The 20343-nt window shown below is 69.3% G+C and carries 20 protein-coding genes; 14 read left to right on the top strand and 6 right to left on the bottom strand.

Translation table 11 applies throughout. The features are described 5' to 3' along the window. Positions 1 to 2: 2 nt before the first annotated feature. The 5 genes from rplI (at position 3) to dnaB (ending at position 5189) form a co-directional block, all read left to right on the top strand. Entirely contained in the window at positions 3 to 446 is a 444-nt protein-coding gene (gene rplI / locus HUA76_RS14860) for a 50S ribosomal protein L9 (protein ID WP_141648008.1), read from the top strand. A 181-nt stretch (positions 447 to 627) separates the two neighbouring features. Continuing rightward, on the top strand, positions 628 to 1806 hold the full coding sequence (locus HUA76_RS14865; RefSeq protein WP_174453483.1) for an acyltransferase: 1179 nt from the start codon (positions 628 to 630) through the stop codon (positions 1804 to 1806). Between the two features lie 9 nt (positions 1807 to 1815). Continuing rightward, entirely contained in the window at positions 1816 to 2955 is a 1140-nt protein-coding gene (locus HUA76_RS14870) for a sensor histidine kinase (RefSeq protein ID WP_174453482.1), read from the top strand. Then, complete coding sequence (locus tag HUA76_RS14875; RefSeq protein ID WP_174453481.1) at positions 2952 to 3722, top strand: LytTR family DNA-binding domain-containing protein; 771 nt, start codon at positions 2952 to 2954, stop codon at positions 3720 to 3722. Before HUA76_RS14870 ends, HUA76_RS14875 begins: the two co-directional genes overlap by 4 nt. Positions 3723 to 3821: 99 nt before the next feature. Beyond that, the gene (dnaB, locus tag HUA76_RS14880) at positions 3822 to 5189 is read left to right on the top strand and encodes a replicative DNA helicase (protein ID WP_141648518.1); all 1368 of its coding nucleotides are present in this window, start codon (positions 3822 to 3824) and stop codon (positions 5187 to 5189) included. Positions 5190 to 5250: 61 nt separating this feature from the next. Here the strand turns inward: dnaB and HUA76_RS14885 are convergent, their stop codons facing one another. From HUA76_RS14885 to thiE, 3 genes are read right to left on the bottom strand one after another with little or no spacing between them, the layout of a single operon-like run. Next, positions 5251 to 6036 carry a bifunctional hydroxymethylpyrimidine kinase/phosphomethylpyrimidine kinase gene (locus tag HUA76_RS14885; RefSeq protein ID WP_174461253.1) on the bottom strand — a complete coding sequence of 262 codons (786 nt, stop codon included), beginning with the start codon at positions 6034 to 6036 and terminating at the stop codon, positions 5251 to 5253. Next, positions 6033 to 6797 carry a gamma-glutamyl-gamma-aminobutyrate hydrolase family protein gene (locus tag HUA76_RS14890; protein WP_141648520.1) on the bottom strand — a complete coding sequence of 255 codons (765 nt, stop codon included), beginning with the start codon at positions 6795 to 6797 and terminating at the stop codon, positions 6033 to 6035. The genes HUA76_RS14885 and HUA76_RS14890 overlap by 4 nt, the downstream gene beginning before the upstream one ends. Positions 6798 to 6818: 21 nt before the next feature. Then, positions 6819 to 7475 carry a thiamine phosphate synthase gene (gene thiE / locus HUA76_RS14895; RefSeq protein WP_174461254.1) on the bottom strand — a complete coding sequence of 219 codons (657 nt, stop codon included), beginning with the start codon at positions 7473 to 7475 and terminating at the stop codon, positions 6819 to 6821. 93 nt (positions 7476 to 7568) lie between these two features. Between thiE and HUA76_RS14900 the strand changes: the two genes are divergently transcribed. From HUA76_RS14900 to HUA76_RS14910, 3 genes are read left to right on the top strand one after another with little or no spacing between them, the layout of a single operon-like run. Continuing rightward, positions 7569 to 7886 (top strand): RNA polymerase subunit sigma, encoded by a 318-nt coding sequence (locus HUA76_RS14900; protein ID WP_174461255.1) that lies wholly within the window; start codon positions 7569 to 7571, stop codon positions 7884 to 7886. Beyond that, positions 7883 to 8197: a DUF1844 domain-containing protein gene (locus tag HUA76_RS14905; RefSeq protein ID WP_174453479.1), complete on the top strand. Its 315-nt coding sequence runs from the start codon at positions 7883 to 7885 to the stop codon at positions 8195 to 8197. The genes HUA76_RS14900 and HUA76_RS14905 overlap by 4 nt, the downstream gene beginning before the upstream one ends. Continuing rightward, positions 8197 to 8844 (top strand): hypothetical protein, encoded by a 648-nt coding sequence (locus HUA76_RS14910; protein ID WP_141648524.1) that lies wholly within the window; start codon positions 8197 to 8199, stop codon positions 8842 to 8844. Before HUA76_RS14905 ends, HUA76_RS14910 begins: the two co-directional genes overlap by 1 nt. Positions 8845 to 8859: 15 nt before the next feature. On the opposite strand, the gene HUA76_RS14915 is transcribed toward HUA76_RS14910, so the two are convergent. Further along, positions 8860 to 9390 carry a hypothetical protein gene (locus HUA76_RS14915; protein WP_141648525.1) on the bottom strand — a complete coding sequence of 177 codons (531 nt, stop codon included), beginning with the start codon at positions 9388 to 9390 and terminating at the stop codon, positions 8860 to 8862. 238 nt (positions 9391 to 9628) lie between these two features. Between HUA76_RS14915 and clpB the strand changes: the two genes are divergently transcribed. Beyond that, positions 9629 to 12253, top strand: coding sequence for an ATP-dependent chaperone ClpB (clpB, locus tag HUA76_RS14920; RefSeq protein ID WP_141648526.1), 2625 nt, complete (start codon positions 9629 to 9631; stop codon positions 12251 to 12253). Between the two features lie 67 nt (positions 12254 to 12320). Here clpB and HUA76_RS14925 read toward each other — a convergent pair whose 3' ends face one another. Next, positions 12321 to 13724 carry a DUF4157 domain-containing protein gene (locus HUA76_RS14925; protein ID WP_174461256.1) on the bottom strand — a complete coding sequence of 468 codons (1404 nt, stop codon included), beginning with the start codon at positions 13722 to 13724 and terminating at the stop codon, positions 12321 to 12323. Positions 13725 to 13881: 157 nt separating this feature from the next. Next, positions 13882 to 14472 (bottom strand): hypothetical protein, encoded by a 591-nt coding sequence (locus tag HUA76_RS14930; protein ID WP_174461257.1) that lies wholly within the window; start codon positions 14470 to 14472, stop codon positions 13882 to 13884. A 159-nt stretch (positions 14473 to 14631) separates the two neighbouring features. On the opposite strand from HUA76_RS14930, the gene HUA76_RS14935 reads away from it, so the two are divergent. The 5 genes from HUA76_RS14935 (at position 14632) to HUA76_RS14955 (ending at position 20290) form a co-directional block, all read left to right on the top strand. Next, positions 14632 to 15315: a spermidine synthase gene (locus HUA76_RS14935; protein ID WP_141643536.1), complete on the top strand. Its 684-nt coding sequence runs from the start codon at positions 14632 to 14634 to the stop codon at positions 15313 to 15315. A 55-nt stretch (positions 15316 to 15370) separates the two neighbouring features. Next, on the top strand, positions 15371 to 15943 hold the full coding sequence (locus tag HUA76_RS14940; protein ID WP_174461258.1) for a TetR family transcriptional regulator C-terminal domain-containing protein: 573 nt from the start codon (positions 15371 to 15373) through the stop codon (positions 15941 to 15943). 82 nt (positions 15944 to 16025) lie between these two features. Next, entirely contained in the window at positions 16026 to 17114 is a 1089-nt protein-coding gene (locus HUA76_RS14945; RefSeq protein WP_174461259.1) for an SDR family oxidoreductase, read from the top strand. 94 nt (positions 17115 to 17208) lie between these two features. Continuing rightward, positions 17209 to 18525, top strand: a complete 1317-nt coding sequence (locus HUA76_RS14950; protein ID WP_371823477.1) for an amidohydrolase — start codon at positions 17209 to 17211, stop codon at positions 18523 to 18525. Between the two features lie 22 nt (positions 18526 to 18547). Beyond that, positions 18548 to 20290, top strand: coding sequence for a DUF885 domain-containing protein (locus tag HUA76_RS14955; RefSeq protein ID WP_174461261.1), 1743 nt, complete (start codon positions 18548 to 18550; stop codon positions 20288 to 20290). Positions 20291 to 20343: the final 53 nt, after the last annotated feature.

The raw sequence follows: 20343 nt of genomic DNA on the forward strand, positions 1-20343 counted from the left end.
ACATGAAGGTCATTCTGCGAGAGGACATCGAGAACCTCGGCAAGTCCGGGGAGCTCGTCACCGTGAAGGACGGCTTCGGCCGTAACTACCTGCTGCCGCGCAAGAAGGCGGTTCTGGCGAGCGAGCAGAACCTCCGTCAGCTCGAGCACGAGAAGGCGGTCATCACCGCCCGCAATGCCAAGCTGAAGGGCGCCGCGGAGGAGCAGGCGAAGAAGGTCGGCTCCATCAAGGTCGTCATCAAGCGCAAGGTCGGCGATCAGGACAAGCTGTTCGGGTCCGTCACCGCGCTGGATATCGCCGAGGCCGTGGCGGCCCAGGGTCAGACGGTGGACCGTCGCGCCCTGCACCTGCCCGAGCCCATCAAGGCGATTGGCAGCTACGAAGTCGAGCTGCGCCTGCACCGCGACGTGACGGCGAAGATCAAGGTCGAAGTCGCCGCCGAGTAACGGCTCGACTCCGCCTCAAGCGGGTTCGAGAAGGCCGCCCGGGGCAACCCGGGCGGCCTTTTCATTTGGGGATGGCCGCCGTGTCTCGCGTCCGGCTCGCGCCGTGGCCGGTCCGTCCTACGACAGGCGCGTGGAGCCTTCCGAGGCGGGTGGGTATCCAGGAGGCACAGGAGGCTCGCCCATGAGCACGCCCGACCCCGCCCCGACATCTCCCGCCGACGCCCATCGCCCCGACCTGGACTGGCTCCGCGTCGTCGCCATCCTCGTGCTGCACCTGTTCCACACGGGGATGATGTTCAACCGGTGGGACTGGCACATCAAGGCGCCCACGCTGCTGCCGGTGCTGGAGCTGCCCATGGACATCCTGCACCACGTGCGCATGCCGCTGCTGATGGTCATCTCCGGCGTGGGGACGGCCCTCGCGCTGCGGCGGCGCTCGCTGCGTGACTTCGCGGGGGACCGGACGCGCCGGCTGCTGCTGCCGGTGGTCTTCGGCATGTTCGTCATCGTGCCGCCGCAAATCTACGTGGAGCGCGTGTTCACGGGGCGGTTCCAGGGCAGCTACGCGGACTTCTATCCCTCTGTCTTCGGCCTCGTCCCCTACCCCGCGGGCAGCCTGAGCTGGCACCACCTCTGGTTCGTCGTCTACCTCTTCGCCTTCTGCCTCCTGGCGCTGCCGCTGTTCTGGGCGCTGGGGACAGCGCGCGGGAAGGCCTGGCTCGCGAAGGCCGAGGCCTGGCTGTGCCGGGGTCCGAATCTCCTGTGGCTGTTCATCCCGCTCTTCGTCAACGACCTGCTGCTGCACCGCTTCCCGCAGACGCACGCGCTGTTCGACGACCCGAGGACCTTTGGCCACTACGGCCTGCTGTTCCTCATGGGGCACCTGCTCGGCCGCGCGCCCAGGGTCTGGGACGTCCTGGTGGAGCGCCGGTGGTGGCTGCTGGGCGTGTCAGCGGTCCTCTTCGCCATCATGGCGCCAGAGAGCGAGTTCGACCTGGTGCCCGAGGTGCTCGGGGGCACGTCGGCCCAGTGGCTGTTCATCCTGACCGCGCTGGGCTGGGCGCGCCGGTGCGTGCGGACGGAAAGCCGGTGGGTCCGGCACGCGCAGGAGCTGTCGTATCCGTTCTACATCTTCCACCAGACGGTCATCATCGTCGTCGGCTTCGCGATGCTGCGGCTGCCCGTGGGGCCGTGGAGCCTCTTCGGCTGCGTGCTCGTCACGACCTTCCTGGTCAGCTGGGGCTTGAGCGAGCTGGTGGCCCGCCTGCCCTGGTTGAGGCCGTTCTTCGGGTTGAAGGCCCGTGTGGTGTCCCGTCCCGAAGCGACGCTCCAGGGCGCGCCCACGGGGCATACTGCGTGACGGAGAGCCATGGCCGACACCCTCCCGACGTCCGCCCTCGAGGTGCCGCAGTCCCGGTCCTGGCGGTGGCCCCGCTTCCGGTTGCGCCCGGTGCTCGGGGTGCTTGCATTCTGCCTCGTCGTGGGCGTGTCGTATGGCGCCGCGGTGAGGTTGGATCAGCTCGCCAACGGACACACCTCCCTCCCCGCATCGCGGGCCTTCTTCTGGGAAATCACGGGTGCGCTCTCGGCCTGGGTGACGCTGCCCCTCATCCAGACCGCGACGCTGAACGCCCCGTCACCGCGCGCCTCGGGGTGGGCGCGCTTCCTGGGGCTGCACGTGGTGGGATTCGCGCTCTACACCTCCGTGCACATCCTGGTCATGCTGGGCATTCGCTACCTGCTCTACCCGCTGCTGGGCTGGGGTGAGTACGAGTACGGGCCCATGGCCTTCCGACTGCCCATGGAGGTGTCGAAGGACCTGATTGCCTACGGGCTCGCCGTCACCTTCATCAGCCTCTTCACGGCCTGGCGGAATCAACATGCGCGAGCGCTGCGCGAAGCGGAGCTGGAGGGTGAGCTTCGCAGCGCGCAGCTCCAGTCCCTCACCGGCCAGCTCCACCCGCACTTCCTCTTCAACTCGCTGCACACCATCAGCTCGGTCATGTACGAGGACCTGGCGCGAACGGACCGGCTGCTCAGCGACCTGGGACATGTGCTGCGCGCCAGCCTGGAGCGCGCGGAGCCCACGTGGACACTGGCCGAGGAGCGCGCGCATACCGCGCGCTTCGTGGGGCTCCTGTCCGCGCGCTTCGGGGACCGGCTCGCGGTGCACTGGAGCGTGGAGCCGGGCCTGGACTCGGCGCGCGTGCCCTGCTTCGCGTTGCAGACCCTGGTGGAGAACGCGGTGAAGCACAACCAGGACCGCGTGCAGCCGCTGGAGGTGCGCATCCGCGCCAGCGAGACGGCGGGCACATGGCGGCTGGAGGTCGAGGACACGGGCCGAGGCTTCGGCGGTGAATCGCCCGCCTCGGGGACGGGCGTGGGACTGGCGCACCTGGAGCAGATCCTCGCGCTCCTGCACGACGGGCGGGCCCGGCTGGAGAGAGGCCAGGGGCCCGAGGGCGGAGCGCGCGTGTCGCTGACGCTGCCCCTGGGAGCGAAGCCATGACGACCTTCCGCGTGCTGGCGGTGGACGACGAGACACCCGCCCGGGCCAAGGTGCGGCGCTTTCTGGAAGGCGAGTCACGCTTCACGCTGGTGGGCGAGGCCGCGGATGGAACGGAAGCGCTCGCGAGCATCGAGTCGCTGAAGCCAGACCTCGTCATCCTCGACGTGCAGATGCCAGGACTGACGGGCTTCGAGGTGCTGGAGGCGCTCGGGCCGGGAACGGGCCCCGCGGTCATCTTCTCCACCGCGTATGATGGCTTCGCGCTCCGGGCCTTCGAGGCGCACGCGGTGGACTACCTGCTCAAGCCCTACGACGGCGAGCGCTTCGCCCGCGCGCTGGACAAGGCCCATGCGCTGCTGCTCGGTGGAGGCTCGGAGGCCGCGAGGCTCCAGGCGCTCCTGCGAGAAGTGGCCTCGGCGACGCCACGACGCGCGCTGGAGCGGCTGGTGGTGAAGTCGGGTGAGGCGTGGGTGCCGCTGCGCCTGGAGGACGTGTGGCGCCTGTCGTCCGAGGACAAGTACGTGCGCGTGTACACCGCCCAGGGTGAGCATCTGGTGCGCCAGAGCCTGCGCGCGCTGGAGGAGCGGTTGGACCCGGAGCGCTTCGTGCGCATCCACCGCGGAGACATCATCAACCTGGACGCGGTGGCGAAGCTGGAGCCCTGGAGCCACGGAGACGGAATCCTCGTGCTGAGGAACGGCACGACGGTGGTGCTCAGCCGCACGTGGCGTGAAGCATTCCTCCAGCGTTGGGGAATGGAAGGCTGATTGCGGGTAGGTCCACCTTCCTCCGCCCACCCGCCGCTACAGGTCTGTGGCGGAATATTTCTGCCATGTCAGAGCCGCCTGTAGAGTGGGCGGGCAGCCATGGAGAACTCCCTAGACCTCAGAGATGGGCGAAAGGTCCACGAGGACCTGGCCGCCGAGCGTGCAGTGCTCGGCGCCGTACTCGCGGACAACACGCTCATCGCTGCCGTAGGCGAAGTGGTCCACGCGGACGACTTCTCCAGCCCCGCGCACGCGCAGATTTTCGCGGCGATGATTCGCCTGGACGGAAAGCAGCAACAGGTCGACCACCTGACGCTGGCTGAAGAACTCAAGGTCCTGGGACACCTCGTCGCCGTGGGCGGCCCCGCGTACCTGATGCGGTTGGACCAGGTGGTTCCGCTGGCCTCCAACGCCGTCCAGTACGCGAACATCGTCAAGGACCAGGCGCTGCGACGCCGGCTGGCGAACGTCGGCCGCGAAATCCAGGACCTCGCCAGCCAGGAGACGGGCGAGCTGGAGGTGTTGCTCGACGAGGCCGAGCGCAAGGTGTTCCTCCTCGCGGAGAAGAAGCGCGAGGGAGACCTGCGGCCCGTCAGCGAGCTGATGGAGCACACGCTCGATCTGCTCGACAAGATGAAGGCGGCGTCGACGGGCATCACGGGCCTGTCCACCGGCTACATCGACCTGGACAACCAGCTCACGGGGCTGCACGCCGGTGAGCTCATCATCCTCGCGGCGCGTCCCGGCGTCGGCAAGACGTCCTTCGCGATGAACATCGCGGTGAACGCGGCGCTGAAGGAGAACAAGGCCGTTGGCATCTTCAGCCTGGAAATGCCCGCCGACCAGCTCCTGATGCGTCTGCTCGCGTCCACCGCGCGCGTGGACATGAAGAAGCTGCGTGGCGGCCGGCTCTCTCCGCACGACGAGGAGAAGTTCCAGGAGATGGCGGGTGCCCTCTACAACGCGCCCATCTACATCGACGACTCGGGTGGCCTGTCTCCGTTCGACCTGCGCGCCAAGGCGCGCCGCGTGAAGCAGAAGGACCCGCGCCTGTCGCTCCTCATCATCGACTACCTCCAGTTGATGCATCAGAAGGGCAAGGTGGAGAGCCGCCAGTTGGAAGTCGCCGAAATCTCCCGCGCGCTCAAGCAGTTGGCCAAGGAGCTGGAGGTCCCCATCATCGCGCTCAGTCAGCTCAGCCGTAAGGTCGAGGAGCGCAAGGGCGGCAAGCCCATGCTGTCGGACCTGCGTGAGTCCGGCTCCATCGAACAGGACGCCGACGTGGTGATGTTCATCCACCGCGAGGAGACGGAAGAAGGGGGCGAGGCGCCGCCTCAGTCGCAGTCAAACACCGTCATCCCCGTCGAGCTCATCATCGCCAAGCAGCGCAACGGGCCCATCGGCGAAATCTCCCTGGTGTTCCTCGCCGAGTACACCCGCTTCGAAAGCCGCAGCCGGGCCGAGTAACACCAGCGCGCGACGTGCCCGGCCCGCCCTGCTCCAAGCCCGTGCGCAGGTAGCGCACCACCTACCTCCGGGCCGCGCGAGTACCGTGCGACGTGCCCTGCCCGCCCTCCTCCGCGCCCGTGCGCAGGTAGCGCACCACCAGGGCCCGAGCCACGCGCGTGGCGGCCTCCAGCGTGCGGCCCCGCCCCAGCTCCGTCGCCAGCGCGGAGGCCAGCCGACACCCCGTGCCACGACGCTCGGGCGCGCGCGCCAGTCGCTGGCCCTTCAACACACGGACGCCTTCGGGCGTGGCCAGCACATCCGCCAACCCCTGCGCATCCGGCAGGTGCCCGCCCTTCACCAGCACCGCGCCGAAGCCGTGCTCCACCAGCGCGACAGCGGCCTCACGCGCCGCCCCCACCGTGTCCGGTACGGGCCTGCCCAGCAGCCACCCGGCTTCGTCCAGGTTCGGGGTGAGCACGACACGCGGGCCCGCGAGCGACAGGTAGCGCCGGGCAGACAAACGGGACAACAGTTGCCCCCGAGACGTCCGCACCACCGGGTCCACCACCCACCAGGCCCGCGTCCCGGCCAGCGCGGCGCTCGCGGCCTCGAGCTGCGCGAGGCCCGGCACCATGCCCCACTTCACCGCGTGCACCTCACCCAGCTCGCGCGCGGCGATCAGCTGCGCACGCACCACGCGGGGCGGAGACGCCACCCAGGAGAAGGTGACACGGCCCTGCGCCGTCTGCGCCAGGGGCACCGCCACCGGCTGCCCTTCCAGCGCACGCACCGCCGCCACATCCGCCAGCAGCCCCGCTCTTCCCGTGGGCTCGAGCCCCGCCAACAGGACGACGCGCGGAATCACCGCCGATGCTCTCGCGCTTTCTGGATGAAGGACTTGTACAGCCCCACGTGCACGGGAATCGTCGTCGCCATGTACTCGGGATGCCACTGCACGCCCACCGCGAAGGCGTGGGTGGTGGACTCGATGGCCTCCACCACGCCGTCGGGCGCCATCGCGCAGATGCTCACGTCGCGCCCGGGGCTGCGCACCGACTGGTGATGCGTGGAGTTCACCATGAGCTGGCCGTGCCCCACCGCCTCCGCGAGCAGCGAGCCGCTGCGCACGTCCACCGGATGCTGCGGCTGCGTGCGGTCATGCTTCTGCTCGTGCTCACGAGCGCCCTGCACCTCACGGCCGATGTCCTGGAACAGCGTGCCACCCAGCACCACGTTGAGAAGCTGCATGCCGCCACAGACGCCCAGCACCGGCATGTTGCGCTTGAGCGCCCCGCGCATCAGCGCCGCCTCGAACGCGGTGCGCCCTTCCTTCAGCGCGCCCAGTCCCTCGCGCGCCGTTTCCCCATACGCCTCGGGAGGAATGTCGAAGGCGCCGCCGGTGACGAGCAGTCCGGACACGCGGTCCAGATACGCGTCCACACACGTGGGGTCGTCCGCGTACGGCAGGACGAACGGAAGGCCCCCGGCGCGCAGCACCGCGTCGGCGTAGGGCACCTTCAGCTCGTACCGCGCGAAGGGCTGATCCTCGGGCTGGCTCCAGTCCGGGGTAATGCCGATGTTGGGCCGCCGGGGCGGCTGGCCATGGTGACGCGGATGATTGTTCATGGGGGAGTCCGTCGGTCGAACCTACCCCCCCACACGTCCCCGTTCAAACGCAGCCGTCAGCAGGCGCACCCGCTCGGCGATATCCTGGGCGAGCAGGACGTCCGAAACCACCGCCGCGCCATGGGCGCCCGACGCCGCCACCCGCCCCACGTTCTCCAGTCCCACGCCACCAATGCCCACCACCGGCAGCGGGCTGTCAGTCACGACCCGCGCCAGCCCCTCCAGCCCCAGCACCGGTGCGGGCACCTGCTTCGTCGTCGTGCCGAAGACGGGCCCCACGCCCACGTAGTCCGCGCCCGCCTCTCGCGCCGCCCTCGCGCCCTCGGCGTCTCGCACCGTGACGCCCACCAGGCGACCAGGCCCCAGGAGCGCGCGCGCCGCCTCCGCGGGCAGGTCCTCATCGCCCACGTGCACGCCATCCGCGTCCGCCAGCAGCGCCAGGTCCACCCTGTCGTTGAGCAGGCACACCGCGCTCGCGCGCCGACACAACCGGACGACCTCCCGAGCCACGGACAGCGCCTCGCGCACCGGCGTTCGCTTCATGCGCAGTTGCACCACCCTCGCGCCACCCGCGAGCATCCGCTCCGCCTTGAGAACCAGGGGCATGTCCACCCGCACGGTGTCGTCGCACAGCAGATACAGTCCCGGGGGAAGCAGCGGACGGGGCGGGGCGTTCATCGGCACCAGGAAGGCGGGACGGCGGCGTTGACAGTCGCCCCCTCTGCTATAAGGTAGCGCGCTATTTTCCAAGCAATTCCGAGGATTTGAAACATGGCGGACACGGTGGACCCCAAGTATCTCGATAAGCGCACCGCGGAGCGGTACCTGCGCTCGGGCCAGTTGGACGAGAAAGCGCACGAGCGCCACCTCAAGGGCCTGCCGGATGTGGCGGACAAGGCCACGCCGGTGGAGACCTTCATGGATGACGACGTCGACGACGACTACGACGACGAAGAGGATGACCTCGACGAAGAGGACGAGGCGGACGACGAGGATGAGTCCTCCGACGTGGCCGATGAGACGGCCTCTTCCTCCGATGAGGCCGAGGGCAAGGATGAGCCCGAGGGCGAGGAGCCTGTCACCCCATGAGCCCCGTGGACGAGAAGCGCGGCGAGACCTTCGTGATGCGGGGGGAAGCGCGCTCCGCGTCCGAGGAGGCCATCTCCTTCAGCACGTTCATCGTGGGGTTGGGCACCGCGGTGCTCATCCACCTCGGTGACGCGCCGAACCCGGAGACGGGCCAGACGTCGAAGGACTTGCCGTTGGCCCGGCAGAACCTGGACCTGTTGTCGATGTTGCGGCAGAAAACGCGGGGCAACCTGACGCCGGACGAGGAGAAGCTCTTCGACGGATTGCTCGCGGATCTGCGCCTGCGCTTCGTGGAGGCAAGCAAGCGGTGATGGCGTCGGCTCCCCGCTCGGGCAGGCTTCCCGGGCGCATTCGTTTCGCGGCCCTCGCGTGTGTCGTGCTCGCCATCTTCACGGGCTGGGGCGCGCTGAACGAGGCCATGGAGATGGCCCACTTCTACGAGGTCCGCTCCCGGCACATGGAGGCCAGCCCTCCGTTCCTCCTGGGCAGCGACCCCGCCGTCCTCCAGAAGCTGCTGGAGGTGCAGTACCAGGCCCTGGAGCCCATGCGAGAGCCGCGCGCCGTGTTGATGGGCGTGCTCGCCGTGGCGTGCGCCTTCGTCTTCGTCTCCGCGTCCAACATTCTGCGCTCGGGCGGACTGCCTCGGGACGCCTTGCGCAAGATGCTCGGCCGCGCCGCGCTCACGGTGGCGGTGCTGCGCACCATCGACGGCGCCCAGTGGGCCGTGGTGTCCCGCCGCGTGGGCGTCACGCTCGCCCAGACACTCACCCAGCGCCCCGAGTACCAGGACCCCACGACAGCCGAGGTCGTCACCAGCGTGGCCCCCTGGATGGCCCTGGGACTGACGGTGCTGGGGACGGCCGTCATCGCGGGCACCTTCGCCCTGCTCGGCCAGTACTTCCGCAGTGACACCGTGCGAGACGCGCTCGTCGCCCAGGACAGCCCGGCGGACGGCTAGCAGCCTCCCGGAACGTCAGTGGGCGTGGGGTGCCACGCCGCCCGGCAACAGGGCCTCCAGCGCGGACTCCACGTCCGCCGAGGAGTCCTCCTCCAGCGACAGCACCCGCCCCAGCCCCGCCCGAGGCAGCCGCAGCAGCTCCTTGCGCGACAGCCCGAAGACGTGCGCCAGGTGCCCCATGGGCCAGCGCGACTGCATGTGCGTGAAGGCCGCTTCGTCCAGGTCCTCGGGACGGCCCTCGGGCAGCTCCACGTTGTCGTAGACCACCCGCTCACCGCCCACGCGCCGACCGTTGCCGTAGGCGAGGACTTCCTCACCCTCGTCCGGGTCATAGACGTAGGCATGCACCGTGGCGTTGGCCGCCCGGGACAGCAGCCGGGGCAGCGCATGGTGCGCGGCATACCAGTGCGCGCCCGGCCGGCCCTGCGTGAAGGGGCCCACGTAGGCCAGCCGCACCACCTTGCGGCGCCGATTGACCGACACCTGCAGGCCCGTGGCGCCCGATGCGCCGTCCAGCCGCAGCGCTTCACGGGCCTGCCGGAGCAAATCCAGCCCGCCGAAGCTTTCGAGTCGAATGAGATAGCCGCCGTGCGCTTCCAGAGTCAGCCCCCCGAGGGTGGGCGCCGCCTATAACCGAGCCTTGCCCCTGATGGCAACTCAAGCACCTCGAAATTCCAGCCGCTACCAGGAGTCCAAAGTATTCCGCTCCTGGCGCAGTTGTGACACCGCGCGTTAACTTCCTGAGCTCGATTGCCAAGGTCGAGCCGACTCTTACGTTGAGTGTATGCGACTCGATAAGTTCACGGTGAAGGCGCAGGAAGCCATCCAGGAAGGCCAGACGCTGGCCCGCCGCGCCGACAATCCCCAGTACGAGCCTGAGCACCTGGCCGCGGCGCTGTTGGGACAGAAGGACGGAATCGTCGACCCCCTGCTGCGCAAGCTTGGCGCCGACGTGAAGCTGTTCTCGTCCCGCCTGGGTGAAGCCCTGGGCAAGCTGCCCAAGATGCAGGGCGGCGAGAGCGCCATGCTGGGCCAGCGCCTGCTCAAGACGTTCGACAAGGCGGAGGACGAGGCCAAGGCGCTCAAGGACGAGTTCATCTCGTCCGAGCATCTGCTGCTCGCGTTGACCCAGGACAAGGGCACGACGGGCGAGGTCATGAAGGCGTCCGGCATCACCCGCGAGCGGGTGGTCGCCGCCCTCAAGGAGGTCCGCGGCTCCGGGCGCGTGACGAGCCAGGACGCGGAGTCCACCTATCAGGCGCTGGAGAAGTACGGGCGGGACCTGACGGAGGCGGCGCGCGCGGGGAAGCTGGACCCCGTCATCGGTCGCGACGAGGAGATTCGCCGCTGCATCCAGGTGCTCAGCCGGCGCACGAAGAACAACCCGGTGCTCATCGGCGAGCCGGGCGTGGGCAAGACGGCCATCGCCGAGGGGCTGGCGCGGCGCATCGTCGACGGCGACGTGCCGGAGGGCCTGAAGAACAAGCAGCTCATCACGCTGGACATGGGCGCCCTGGTGGCCGGCGCCAAGTTCCGCGGTGAGTTCGAGGAGCGGCTCAAGGCGGTGCTCAAGGAGGTCGCCGACGCGTCCGGGCAGGTCATCCTCTTCATCGACGAAATCCACACGATTGTGGGCGCGGGCAAGGCCGAGGGGGCCATGGACGCGGGCAACATGCTCAAGCCGGCGCTGGCGCGCGGCGAGCTGCACTGCATTGGCGCGACGACGCTGGACGAGTACCGCAAGCACATTGAAAAGGACGCGGCCCTGGAGCGCCGGTTCCAGCCCGTCTTCGTGGGCGAGCCCAGCGTGCACGACACCATCAGCATCCTTCGCGGGCTGAAGGAGCGCTACGAGGTGCACCACGGCGTGCGCATCCAGGACACCGCGCTGGTGGCCGCCGCCACGCTCAGCCACCGCTACATCGCGGACCGCTTCCTGCCGGACAAGGCCATCGACCTCATCGACGAGGCCGCCAGCCGCCTGCGCATCGAAATCGACTCCATGCCCACCGAGCTGGACGACATGCGCCGGAAGATGACGCAGCTCCAGATTGAGAAGGAGGGCCTGCGCAAGGAGACGGACCCGCACTCGCAAGAGCGCCTGGCGGCCATCGAGAAGGAGCTGGCCAACCTGCGCGAGCGCTTCGACGCGCTCAAGGTCCACTGGGACGCGGAGAAGACGGCCATCGGCGCCATCCGGACGCTGAAGGAGAAGCTGGAGAAGGTGAAGAACGACCAGGTCGCCGCCGAGCGACAGGGCGACCTCAACCGCGCCGCGGAGCTGAAGTTCGGCGTCCTGCCTTCCTTGGAGAAGGAGGTCCAGACGCAGAACAGCAAGCTCCTGGAGCTGCAGAAGAAACAGAAGTTCCTCAAGGAGGAGGTGGACTCCGAGGACATCGCCGCCGTGGTGGCCAAGTGGACGGGCATCCCCGTCTCGCGGCTGATGGAGGGCGAGGTCCACAAGCTGGTCCACATGGAGGACCGGCTGGCCCAGCGGGTGATTGGTCAGCGAAGCCCGATTGAGGCGGTGTCCAACGCCGTGCGCCGCGCGCGCAGCGGATTGCAGGACCCGAACCGGCCCATCGGCTCGTTCATCTTCCTGGGCCCCACGGGCGTGGGAAAGACGGAGACGGCGAAGGCACTGGCGGAGTTCCTCTTCGATGACGACACGGCCATGGTCCGCATCGACATGTCCGAGTTCATGGAGAAGCACGCCGTGGCCCGACTGGTGGGCGCGCCTCCGGGCTACGTCGGCTACGAGGAGGGCGGCCAGCTCACGGAGGCGGTGCGCCGCCGTCCCTACACGGTGGTGCTCTTCGACGAAATCGAGAAGGCGCACCCGGACGTCTTCAACATCCTGCTCCAGATTCTGGACGAGGGCCGGCTGACGGACAGCCAGGGCCGCACCGTGGACTTCAAGAACACGGTGCTCATCATGACGTCCAACCTGGGCTCCGCCGATATCCAGGCGGGCATGGCGGGCAAGGAGGAACTGGACGACAAGACGCGCGAGGACGTCATGGACGCGCTGCGCGGCCACTTCCGCCCGGAGTTCCTCAACCGCGTGGACGAAATCGTCATCTTCGAGCCGCTGCGCAAGAAGGACATCTACCGCATCGTCGACATCCAGCTCGCGAAGCTGGACAAGCTGCTCGCCGACAAGCGGCTGTCGCTGGAGCTGACCGACGCGGCCCGCGAGATGCTGGCGGAACGCGGGTACGACCCGACGTACGGCGCGCGGCCCCTGAAGCGCGCGGTGCAGAAGAACCTGTTGGATCCGCTGGCGCTCAAGGTGCTCAGCGGCGAGTTCCTCCCGGGTGACACCATCCAGGCGGACGCGGGCCCCACCGGGCTCACCTTCGCCAAGGTGCTGGTGGACAATTCGAAGAAAGTGAAGCGCGCGGAGTAGCGCGGACCGAGCCGGCCCCCTGCCCCGTCATCCTGGACGGGCGGGGGCGCCCCACGGCCCTCCTGCCTCAGTCGGATTCCGAGCCGGACGCGTCCGTGATTTCGGCATCCGAGTCGTCGGGGTCGCCACGCCCCCAATGTGCCTCCATGTTGGCCACCATCGACGGGATGTCCGGGTAGAGCCTCGCGAAGGCCCGGGGATAGGCCAGCCGGATGGAGCGGGCATGCTGCTCGAAGATGAGCGCCCGGAGCTCATCCAGGTCCTGGGTCGTGTCGTCCGGACTCAAGCCGAAGGCCCGGTACTCCGCGGTGGCGCTGTTCCCGTCTTCGTCCGTCTGGACGTCCGTCACGGTGTCGAAGTCGAAGAGTCCGAGCAGGGCGCCCCGCAGCTCGGCGTTGGTGACGCCTCCACCACCGACCTGGTTGCCCGCCCGGGCCATCGCGGCGTCGCCCGCCACCGCCCCCGCGCCACCTCCGAAGTTCGCCTGGGACAGCGGCAGCTTGCTGCGCACGACAATCCACTGCTGGGCGTAGGCCTGTATCGCGAAGGCCTGCGCGGGTGTGCCCGCGGCCGCGGCGTTGGCCGCCGCGCGTCGGGCCGCCAGCTCGTCAATCTCCACCTCGGCCTCTTCCTGCTTGCCAGCCTCCAGGCTGTCGACCAGGTCCCATCCCGGCAGATTCCGCAGGTGGCCATCCAGGGTGTTCATGTTGTTGAGGGCCTGGGCGAAGTTCCGGTTGAGCAACGCCCGGTCGAGCGTGTCCAGGTACGTCTGCCAGGGCGTGGTGTGGTGACGCTCCTGGGGCCACAGGGAGCCCGCGCGTCCGCCCACGTTCACGTTGTTGATGTTCCCCGCCCCGTTGATCCCCAATTGAACCGCCACGCGCTGGATGGGCTCGAGCGACGTGTCGCCCGAGACGGGAGCGACCTTGCGCTGAAAGGGCTCGGAGTCGAGGGTGGGCCCGGTCAGCTTCAGGCCCGAGGCGCGCGAACCCATCAGGTCGGCCTCGGACTCCAGGCCCGGCGCATCGTTGAGGGACTCGCCCTGTAGCTGCGTCGTGGGACGCACGCGCCCCTGCTTCTGCTGCACGACGTGCCAGGCCTCGTGGGCCAGGTGCTTCTCCTGCCCCGGCGCGACGTGGATGTCCGAGCCCTGCGTGTACGCCAGGGCCTGGAGCTGCGCGGGCGCGGACGAGTTGTAGTGGACGCGCACGTCGTCCATCGCCATGCCGGAGAGCGCCTCCACTCCGGACTTCAAGCCGTCGGGCAGTCCGGTGTCGTTGCTCGGAGCGGCACGGCGCTGGAGCGTCTGGGCCTGCTTCGCCTGGGCGACCACCCGAGGCGATGCGTCAAAGGTCTGCTGGAGCTGGCCCAGCGCGCGCGTCCGGGAGTTTCCTCCCTCGGTGGCTCCGGAGGAGGAGGCGGCGTGTGACTCGTCCCGCGTGGACAGCGACTCCTGCACGAACACGCCCATGCGATGTCTCTCCTGGAGACACGCAATGTAGCGTGCACGCTTCAGGGGCTGACAGGATGCCCCGGGTGTCGCGCGCGTCAGCCGGCGTCACACCGGGGGACGTCTCCTCCCCGCATGGGACGTGGAGGGTGGAGTCCCCACGTCCCGGCGCGTCCACTCAGGACGGAGAGGGCGGCGCCTGCGACGCATCCGCGCCGTCCGCGCGAATCTTGCGCGAGTTGTCCAGCAGCTCCTTCCAGGAGGCCTCGTACTCCCCGCGCAGCGTGGACCACTCACCGCCCTTGGCCGACATCAGGCGACGCAGGGCATCTCCCGTGCTCTTGAAGGAGCCGCGCAGGAACTGGAGCTCCTGCTTCGTGAGCAGCGAGTCCTCCGCCCGCGACTGGGCGATGCTCGCCTCCCAACCGTCGAACTGGGCGCCAAGTTCACGCAGCTCGGCTTCGCGCTTGCGCTCGTACGTCGCGCGCCTCACGCCCGCCTTCTCCTCCGCGTCGACGAGAGACTTGTTCGTGTCATCACAGGCCCGGAGCAGCTCCTTCTTGCCCCGCTCGAAGTCCTCCGTGCCGCGCTGGCGCCACTCCTCCAGCTTGCTGCGGAAGGCCTCGCGCCGCTGCTTCACGCCATGCAGCTCCTTCACCTCCTCGTCCGCCTTGCGGATGTCGGACTGCGCCTCGACTTCGGCGATTCGCGCATCGATTCGCTTCTTCTCGGCGTCCATCTTCTGCAGGTAAGCCTCGCGCTCGTTCATGGTCTGGGTTCCTCCTGGGCCGCGCCGCTCGGTGGCGGCGGCTCGCGAGGGTATGGATGCGGATGACCCCTGGCGTCGGGCACAGGCGACGGCACGAGGGCACGAGGTGTCGTGCGGAGTGCTTGACCCCGGGCCGGCTCCGGGCGAAGAGCCGTGCCCATGAAGCCCTGGGAGACACTCGAGAGCGCGAACCTTCCGGACGTGGGGGAGCTGACCCTGGTCCGCAGAGGGGACGAGTACGTCCTGCGCGTGCGCGGACAGACCCTGATGTCCAGCCGGATGCACGGCTCGGAGGAAGCGCTCGCGAAGGCAGGCTGCGCTGGCGTGGTGACGTCCGGAACCGGGCGGGTGCTCGTCGGAGGGCTTGGCTTCGGCTACACCGCGCGCGCCGTGCTGGACACCGTGGGCCCGGGCGTCCGCGTCTCCGTGGTGGAGCTGCTGCCCACCGTCGTCGCCTGGAACCGGGGACCCCACCTCGCGCCCCTCGCCGGCGCTCCCCTCGAGGACAAGCGCGTCACCGTCATCGAGGGAGATGTCGGCGACGTGATGGCCCACCACTCCGCCACCTTCGACGCCATCCTCCTCGACGTGGACAACGGGCCCAGCGCCCTCACCCACCCGGACAACCAAGGCCTCTACGGCCTGCCTGGGCTCTCCAACGCCGCCAGGGCGCTGCGCTCCGGAGGCACGCTCGCCGTCTGGAGCGCGGGCCCCGCCCCCGCCTTCGAGCGCCGCATGGAGAAGTGCGGCTTCACCGTCGAGGTCCTCCACCCCCACGCCCACGGCACCAAGGGCCCTCGCCACGTCCTCTTCATCGGCAAGCTGGGCAGGAGCCGCCGCTGAAGTCCGGCCCCAGAAGGGCTCGACAGAATATGATGACCGGTATATTCATCTCCTCGTGAGCAAAGGAGAAGACACACGCCGGCGGATGATCGCCGCGGCGGCGGAGATGCTGGAGCGCTCGGGCTATGCGGGCGCGGGCATTCAGGAGCTGCTGGAGGCCGGCAAGGCGCCTCGGGGCTCGCTCTACTTCCACTTCCCTGGCGGCAAGGAGCAGCTCGCGGTGGAGGCGCTCCAGGTCTCCGCCTCGGAAGTCACCCGGCTGCTCGACGCGCACCTCGCCACGGAGCGGGGACTCGTCTCCGGGCTGCGTCGCGCGCTGGCGACGCTGGCGGACCGGGCGGAGGCGTCCGGCTTCGAGAAGGGGTGCCCTGTCTCGGCCGTGGTCCTCTCGTCGGGCGCCACCCCTGAACCCGTGCGCGCGGCGGCAGCCGAGGCCCTGCGCACCTGGCAACAGCTCCTCACCGAGCGACTCCGCGCGGAGGGCCTCACGCCCACCGAGTCGCGGCGACGCGCGGCCCTGCTGCTCTCCTCCATCGAAGGCGCCCTGTTGCTGATGCGCGCCCACCGAAGTCGAGCTCCCGTCGAGGAGCTCTCGAAGGAACTGGAGCGCCTGCTCTCACTGGACTGACAGCGGCCCCGAGCCGACGCGGATGGGCCGCGTGGGATCCACTTCAGAATATGTAGACTGGTCTAGATATATCGAGGTCATCATGAACGCGACATCACCAGATGCGCTTGTCATCGGCTCTACGGGATTGATAGGGCGTTGGCTCGTGCCGGAGCTCACGCGGCGGGGCCAGCGGGTGGCCCTGCTGTCACGCAACGCGCGGGCTCGGGCCCAGGAGTACCGGGACTGGGTGGCCGGGCTGGGAGGCGCACCCGAGCAGCTCGTGTTCCTAGAGGGCGACCTGGATGCGCCACGACTGGGACTGAGCGCCGAGGATGAGGCTGTGCTTCAGGGCGCGCGCGACGTGTTCCATCTGGGCGCTCGCTTCGCCTGGAACCTGTCCGCCGATGCGGCTCGGCGCACCAACGTCGAGGGCACCCGCGCCGTGGTGGAGCTGGCCTCCCGACTGCCCGCGCTGCGACGACTCGTCCTCGTGGGCGGATATCGCATCGGTCCTCGACTCGATGCCTCGGGCGAAGTCGTCCCCGCGCCCACGTTGGGCTTCACTGGCTCGGGCGCCTATGAGGCCTCGAAGGCGCTCGCGCATCGGGTGGCACTGGAGACCGCCGCGCGACTCGGTGTTCCCGTCACCACCGTGCATCCGTCCACTGTCATCGGCGACAGTCGCACCGGAGCGACGGTGCAGAGCCTGGGCCTCGGAGACACCTTGCAGCGCGTCCACGCGGGGACGATGCCCGTGCTGCTGGGCACGCCAGAGACCTTCGTTCCCGTGGTGGCCGTGGACACCCTGGCGCGCTTCCTCGCTGGCGTGGCGGAGCTGCCGGAGACACAGGGCCAGCAGTACACGCTGCTGGACCCGAGCACTCCTCCACTCCACCAGCTCGTGCGCTGGGCGGCGGAGCGCTCCGGTCGACGGGCACCGCGCTTCGCCCTGCCTGTCTCGTGGGTGCGTTGGTTGCCGGAGCGCCTGCTCGGCGCGGCCACGGAGTCGCTCGACTTCCTCGACACGGCCCGCTACCCGGTGGAACCGGCGCTCGCGCTGGCCCGGCGCATGGGCGTGGAGCTGCCTCCGGTCGCCACGGTGCTGGACCGCTGGTTCGACTTCCTGCGCGCCACGGACTTCGCCCCCGATGTCGCGCGGGCCCGCACCGCATCGGTGCGTCCAGCCTGACCCCCAGCCAGGAGCGCCGCGCGCGCTCCTCCCACCGACAGCCTCGTCCTGTGGTGTAGTGGCGCGGCTCTCGACACGGACCGGAGACCTCCTGGTGAACCGCCCTTCCCTGCTGGCCTTGCTCGTCGTCCTCCTGACCGCGCCCGTGGGGCGTGCCCTCGCGGCGCAGCCCTCCACCGTGCTGGGGGCCTTGGATGGCCTCTATCCGGAGCTGGACATCTTCTACCGGGACCTGCACCAGAACCCGGAGCTGTCGTTCCAGGAGGAGAAGACCGCCGCGAAGCTCGCCGAGCGCCTGCGCAAGCTGGGCTTCGACGTCACCACCGGCGTCGGCGGCACGGGTGTCGTCGCGCTGCTGCGCAACGGGCCGGGCCCCACCGTCATGCTGCGCACGGACCTGGACGGGCTGCCCATGGAGGAGAAGACGGGCCTGCCCTACGCGAGCAAGGTGACGGTGAAGAACGGCGAGGGCCAGACGGTGTCGGTGATGCACGCGTGCGGCCATGACGTGCACATGACGGTGTGGCTGGGCACCGCCACGCTGCTGTCCAAGAAGAAGGACCAGTGGCGCGGCACGCTGATGCTGGTGGGCCAGCCCGCGGAGGAGATTGGCGCGGGCGCGAGGAAGATGCTGGCCGACGGCCTCTTCAAACGCTTCCCCAAGCCCGACTTCGCGGTGGCCCTCCACAACACCACCGCCGCTCCCGCGGGACGAGTGGAGTACGTGTCCGGCTACGCGATGGCGCATGTGGACTCGGTGGACATCACCCTCTACGGCAAGGGCGGCCACGGCGCGTATCCGCACACCACGGTGGACCCCATCGTCATGGCGGCGCGCACCGTGCTCGCGCTCCAGTCAGTGGTCAGCCGGGAGAAGCATCCCCTGGAGCCCGGCGTCATCACCGTGGGCTCCATCCAGGGCGGCACCAAGCACAACATCATCCCCGACGAGGTGCGCCTCCAGCTCACCGTGCGCTCGTACAAGCCGGAGGTGCGCAAGGCGCTGCTCGACGGAATCGACCGCGTCGCGAAGGCGGAGGCCCTCGCCTCCGGCGCCCCCCGTCCTCCCAAGGTCGAAGTCACGGAGGGCACGCCCGCCACGTACAACGACCCGGCGCTCACCCGCCGACTCACCGACGCCGTGGTGCGCGTGCTGGGCGAGAAGAACGTGGGCGAGGCCCAGCCCGTCATGGGCGGCGAGGACTTCTCCGAGTACGGCCGCGCGGGAGTCCCCGCGGTCATGCTCTGGCTCGGCGCCGTCGAGCCCCAGCGCTTCACCCAGTCCCGCTCAGGGGGCGAGCCACTCCCCTCTCTCCACTCTTCCGGCTTCATCCCGGACCGCGAGCGCACGCTGCGCACGGGTGTCACCGCACTGACAACGTCGGCGCTGGAGCTGTTGGGCAAGCCCTGAATCGCCTTGTTAGAACGGCGGAATGCTCAAAGCCGTTCCCGCTCGCGCGTTGCTTCTCACCGCCTGCTGGCTCTTCTGCGCCTGCGCGCGGCAGGTGCCCTCCACCACCCCTGAGTCACCCTCGGGGAGTGCCCATCCGCCCGAGAGCTTCGCGAGGCTGGTGGACACCATCTTCGAGGCCTCGTTCGACTTCTCTCCGTCGAACGGCACGGCGGTGGGGCTGCACGCCTATGACAGCAAGCTGGAGGACCTGAGCCGGCCTCGCGTCGAGGCCCGCATCCGCAAGCTGGAAACGCTCCTCGCCCGACTGCGCGCCGTGGACCGGGCCTCGCTCTCCTTCGACGACACCATTGACGCGGAGGCCCTGGAGAGCCAGCTGCTCGCGGAGCACTTCGAGCTGAGCGTCGTGCGCGGCTGGGAGCACAACCCCATGCTGTACGCGGGGCTGCCCGGTGGCGCCATCGACGGGCTGATGAAGCGCGACTTCGCGCCGAAGGCCGAGCGGCTGCGCTCGGTGATTGCGCGCCTGAAGGCCGTGCCCGCCGTCTTCGCCGCCGGCAAGGCCAACGTCCAGACGCCGCCGCGCGAGTTCACCGACCTGGCCCTCCGCATGGCGAAGGGCTCCGTGGGCTTCTTCGAGGGCTCGGTGGCGACGTGGGCCAAGGACGCCGCGGGCAACGACGCCGTGCTCCAGTCCTCGTTCCTTGTGGCCAACCGCGCCGCCGTGGCCGCGGTGAAGGACTACGCGCGCTGGCTGGAGACGGACCTGCTGCCACGCTCCACCGGCAAGTACGCGCTGGGCGAGGAGCGCTTCCTGACCAAGCTGCGCTACGAGGAGATGATTGACCTGCCCCTGCCCGAGCTGCTCGCGCGCGGAGAGGCCAATCTGGAGAAGGACTACCGCGACTTCGTGGCCACCGCGAAGCGCATCGACGCGCGCCTCACGCCGGCCCAGGTGATGGCCCGGATGGAAGAGGACCACCCCACGGCCCAGGACCTCATCCCGTCGGTGCGCCGCTCGGTGGAGGGCGTGCGCGAGTTCCTCGTCGCCAAGGACCTGGTCACCATCCCCTCCGAGGTGCGCCCCCGCGTGGAGGAGACGCCGCCCTACGCACGCTCGGGCTCGTTCGCCTCCATGGACACGCCCGGGCCCTACGAGACGAAGGCCACCGAGGCGTTCTACTACGTCACGCCCGTGGAGCCCGAATGGGACGCGAAGCACCAGGAGGAGCACCTGAGCCTCTACAACGCGCCCGTCGTGTCGGTCATCAACATCCACGAGGTGTGGCCCGGCCACTACCTCCAGTTCCTCTACGCGCCCCGCTTCCCCACGAAGGTCCGCAAGCTGGTCTCCGTGGGCAGCAACGCGGAGGGCTGGGCGCACTACGCCGAGCAGATGATGCTGGACCAGGGCTTCGGAAACGGAGACCCGAAGCCGCGTCTGGCGCAGCTGTCCGAGGCCCTGCTGCGCGACTGCCGCTACGTGGCCGGCATCAAGCTGCACACCGCCGGGTGGACCGTGGAGGACGCCGCGCGCCTGTTCCGCGAGAAGTGCTTCCAGCAGCCGGCCAATGCCTACGAAGAGGCCCGGCGCGGCGCCTACAACCCGACGTACCTCTACTACACGTTCGGCAAGCTGGAGGTGCAGCGGCTGGCCCAGGACTACCAGGCCGCGAAGGGTCCGGGCCTCAAGCAGTTCCATGACGCCTTCGTCGCCCAGGGCAGCCTCCCCTTGCCGCTGGTGCGGCGGCTGCTCCTGCGCTGAAGACCGCGTGCCGCGACGAGGGCCTCGGGCCGGAAGACCCTCGCCGCGACGCG

This window comes from Myxococcus sp. CA056, assembly GCF_013336715.1.
Lineage (GTDB): Bacteria > Myxococcota > Myxococcia > Myxococcales > Myxococcaceae > Myxococcus > Myxococcus llanfairpwllgwyngyllgogerychwyrndrobwllllantysiliogogogochensis.

Bases quoted from the DNA above. Each gene is read 5' to 3' on its own strand.
- rplI (WP_141648008.1), top strand. From the start codon at position 3: ATGAAGGTCATTCTGCGAGAGGACATCGAGAACCTCGGCAAGTCCGGG.
- HUA76_RS14865 (WP_174453483.1), top strand. From the start codon at position 628: ATGAGCACGCCCGACCCCGCCCCGACATCTCCCGCCGACGCCCATCGC.
- HUA76_RS14870 (WP_174453482.1), top strand. From the start codon at position 1,816: ATGGCCGACACCCTCCCGACGTCCGCCCTCGAGGTGCCGCAGTCCCGG.
- HUA76_RS14875 (WP_174453481.1), top strand. From the start codon at position 2,952: ATGACGACCTTCCGCGTGCTGGCGGTGGACGACGAGACACCCGCCCGG.
- dnaB (WP_141648518.1), top strand. From the start codon at position 3,822: ATGGAGAACTCCCTAGACCTCAGAGATGGGCGAAAGGTCCACGAGGAC.
- HUA76_RS14890 (WP_141648520.1), bottom strand. From the start codon at position 6,797: ATGAACAATCATCCGCGTCACCATGGCCAGCCGCCCCGGCGGCCCAAC.
- thiE (WP_174461254.1), bottom strand. From the start codon at position 7,475: ATGAACGCCCCGCCCCGTCCGCTGCTTCCCCCGGGACTGTATCTGCTG.
- HUA76_RS14900 (WP_174461255.1), top strand. From the start codon at position 7,569: ATGGCGGACACGGTGGACCCCAAGTATCTCGATAAGCGCACCGCGGAG.
- HUA76_RS14905 (WP_174453479.1), top strand. From the start codon at position 7,883: ATGAGCCCCGTGGACGAGAAGCGCGGCGAGACCTTCGTGATGCGGGGG.
- HUA76_RS14910 (WP_141648524.1), top strand. From the start codon at position 8,197: ATGGCGTCGGCTCCCCGCTCGGGCAGGCTTCCCGGGCGCATTCGTTTC.
- clpB (WP_141648526.1), top strand. From the start codon at position 9,629: ATGCGACTCGATAAGTTCACGGTGAAGGCGCAGGAAGCCATCCAGGAA.
- HUA76_RS14925 (WP_174461256.1), bottom strand. From the start codon at position 13,724: ATGGGCGTGTTCGTGCAGGAGTCGCTGTCCACGCGGGACGAGTCACAC.
- HUA76_RS14930 (WP_174461257.1), bottom strand. From the start codon at position 14,472: ATGAACGAGCGCGAGGCTTACCTGCAGAAGATGGACGCCGAGAAGAAG.
- HUA76_RS14935 (WP_141643536.1), top strand. From the start codon at position 14,632: ATGAAGCCCTGGGAGACACTCGAGAGCGCGAACCTTCCGGACGTGGGG.
- HUA76_RS14945 (WP_174461259.1), top strand. From the start codon at position 16,026: ATGAACGCGACATCACCAGATGCGCTTGTCATCGGCTCTACGGGATTG.
- HUA76_RS14955 (WP_174461261.1), top strand. From the start codon at position 18,548: ATGCTCAAAGCCGTTCCCGCTCGCGCGTTGCTTCTCACCGCCTGCTGG.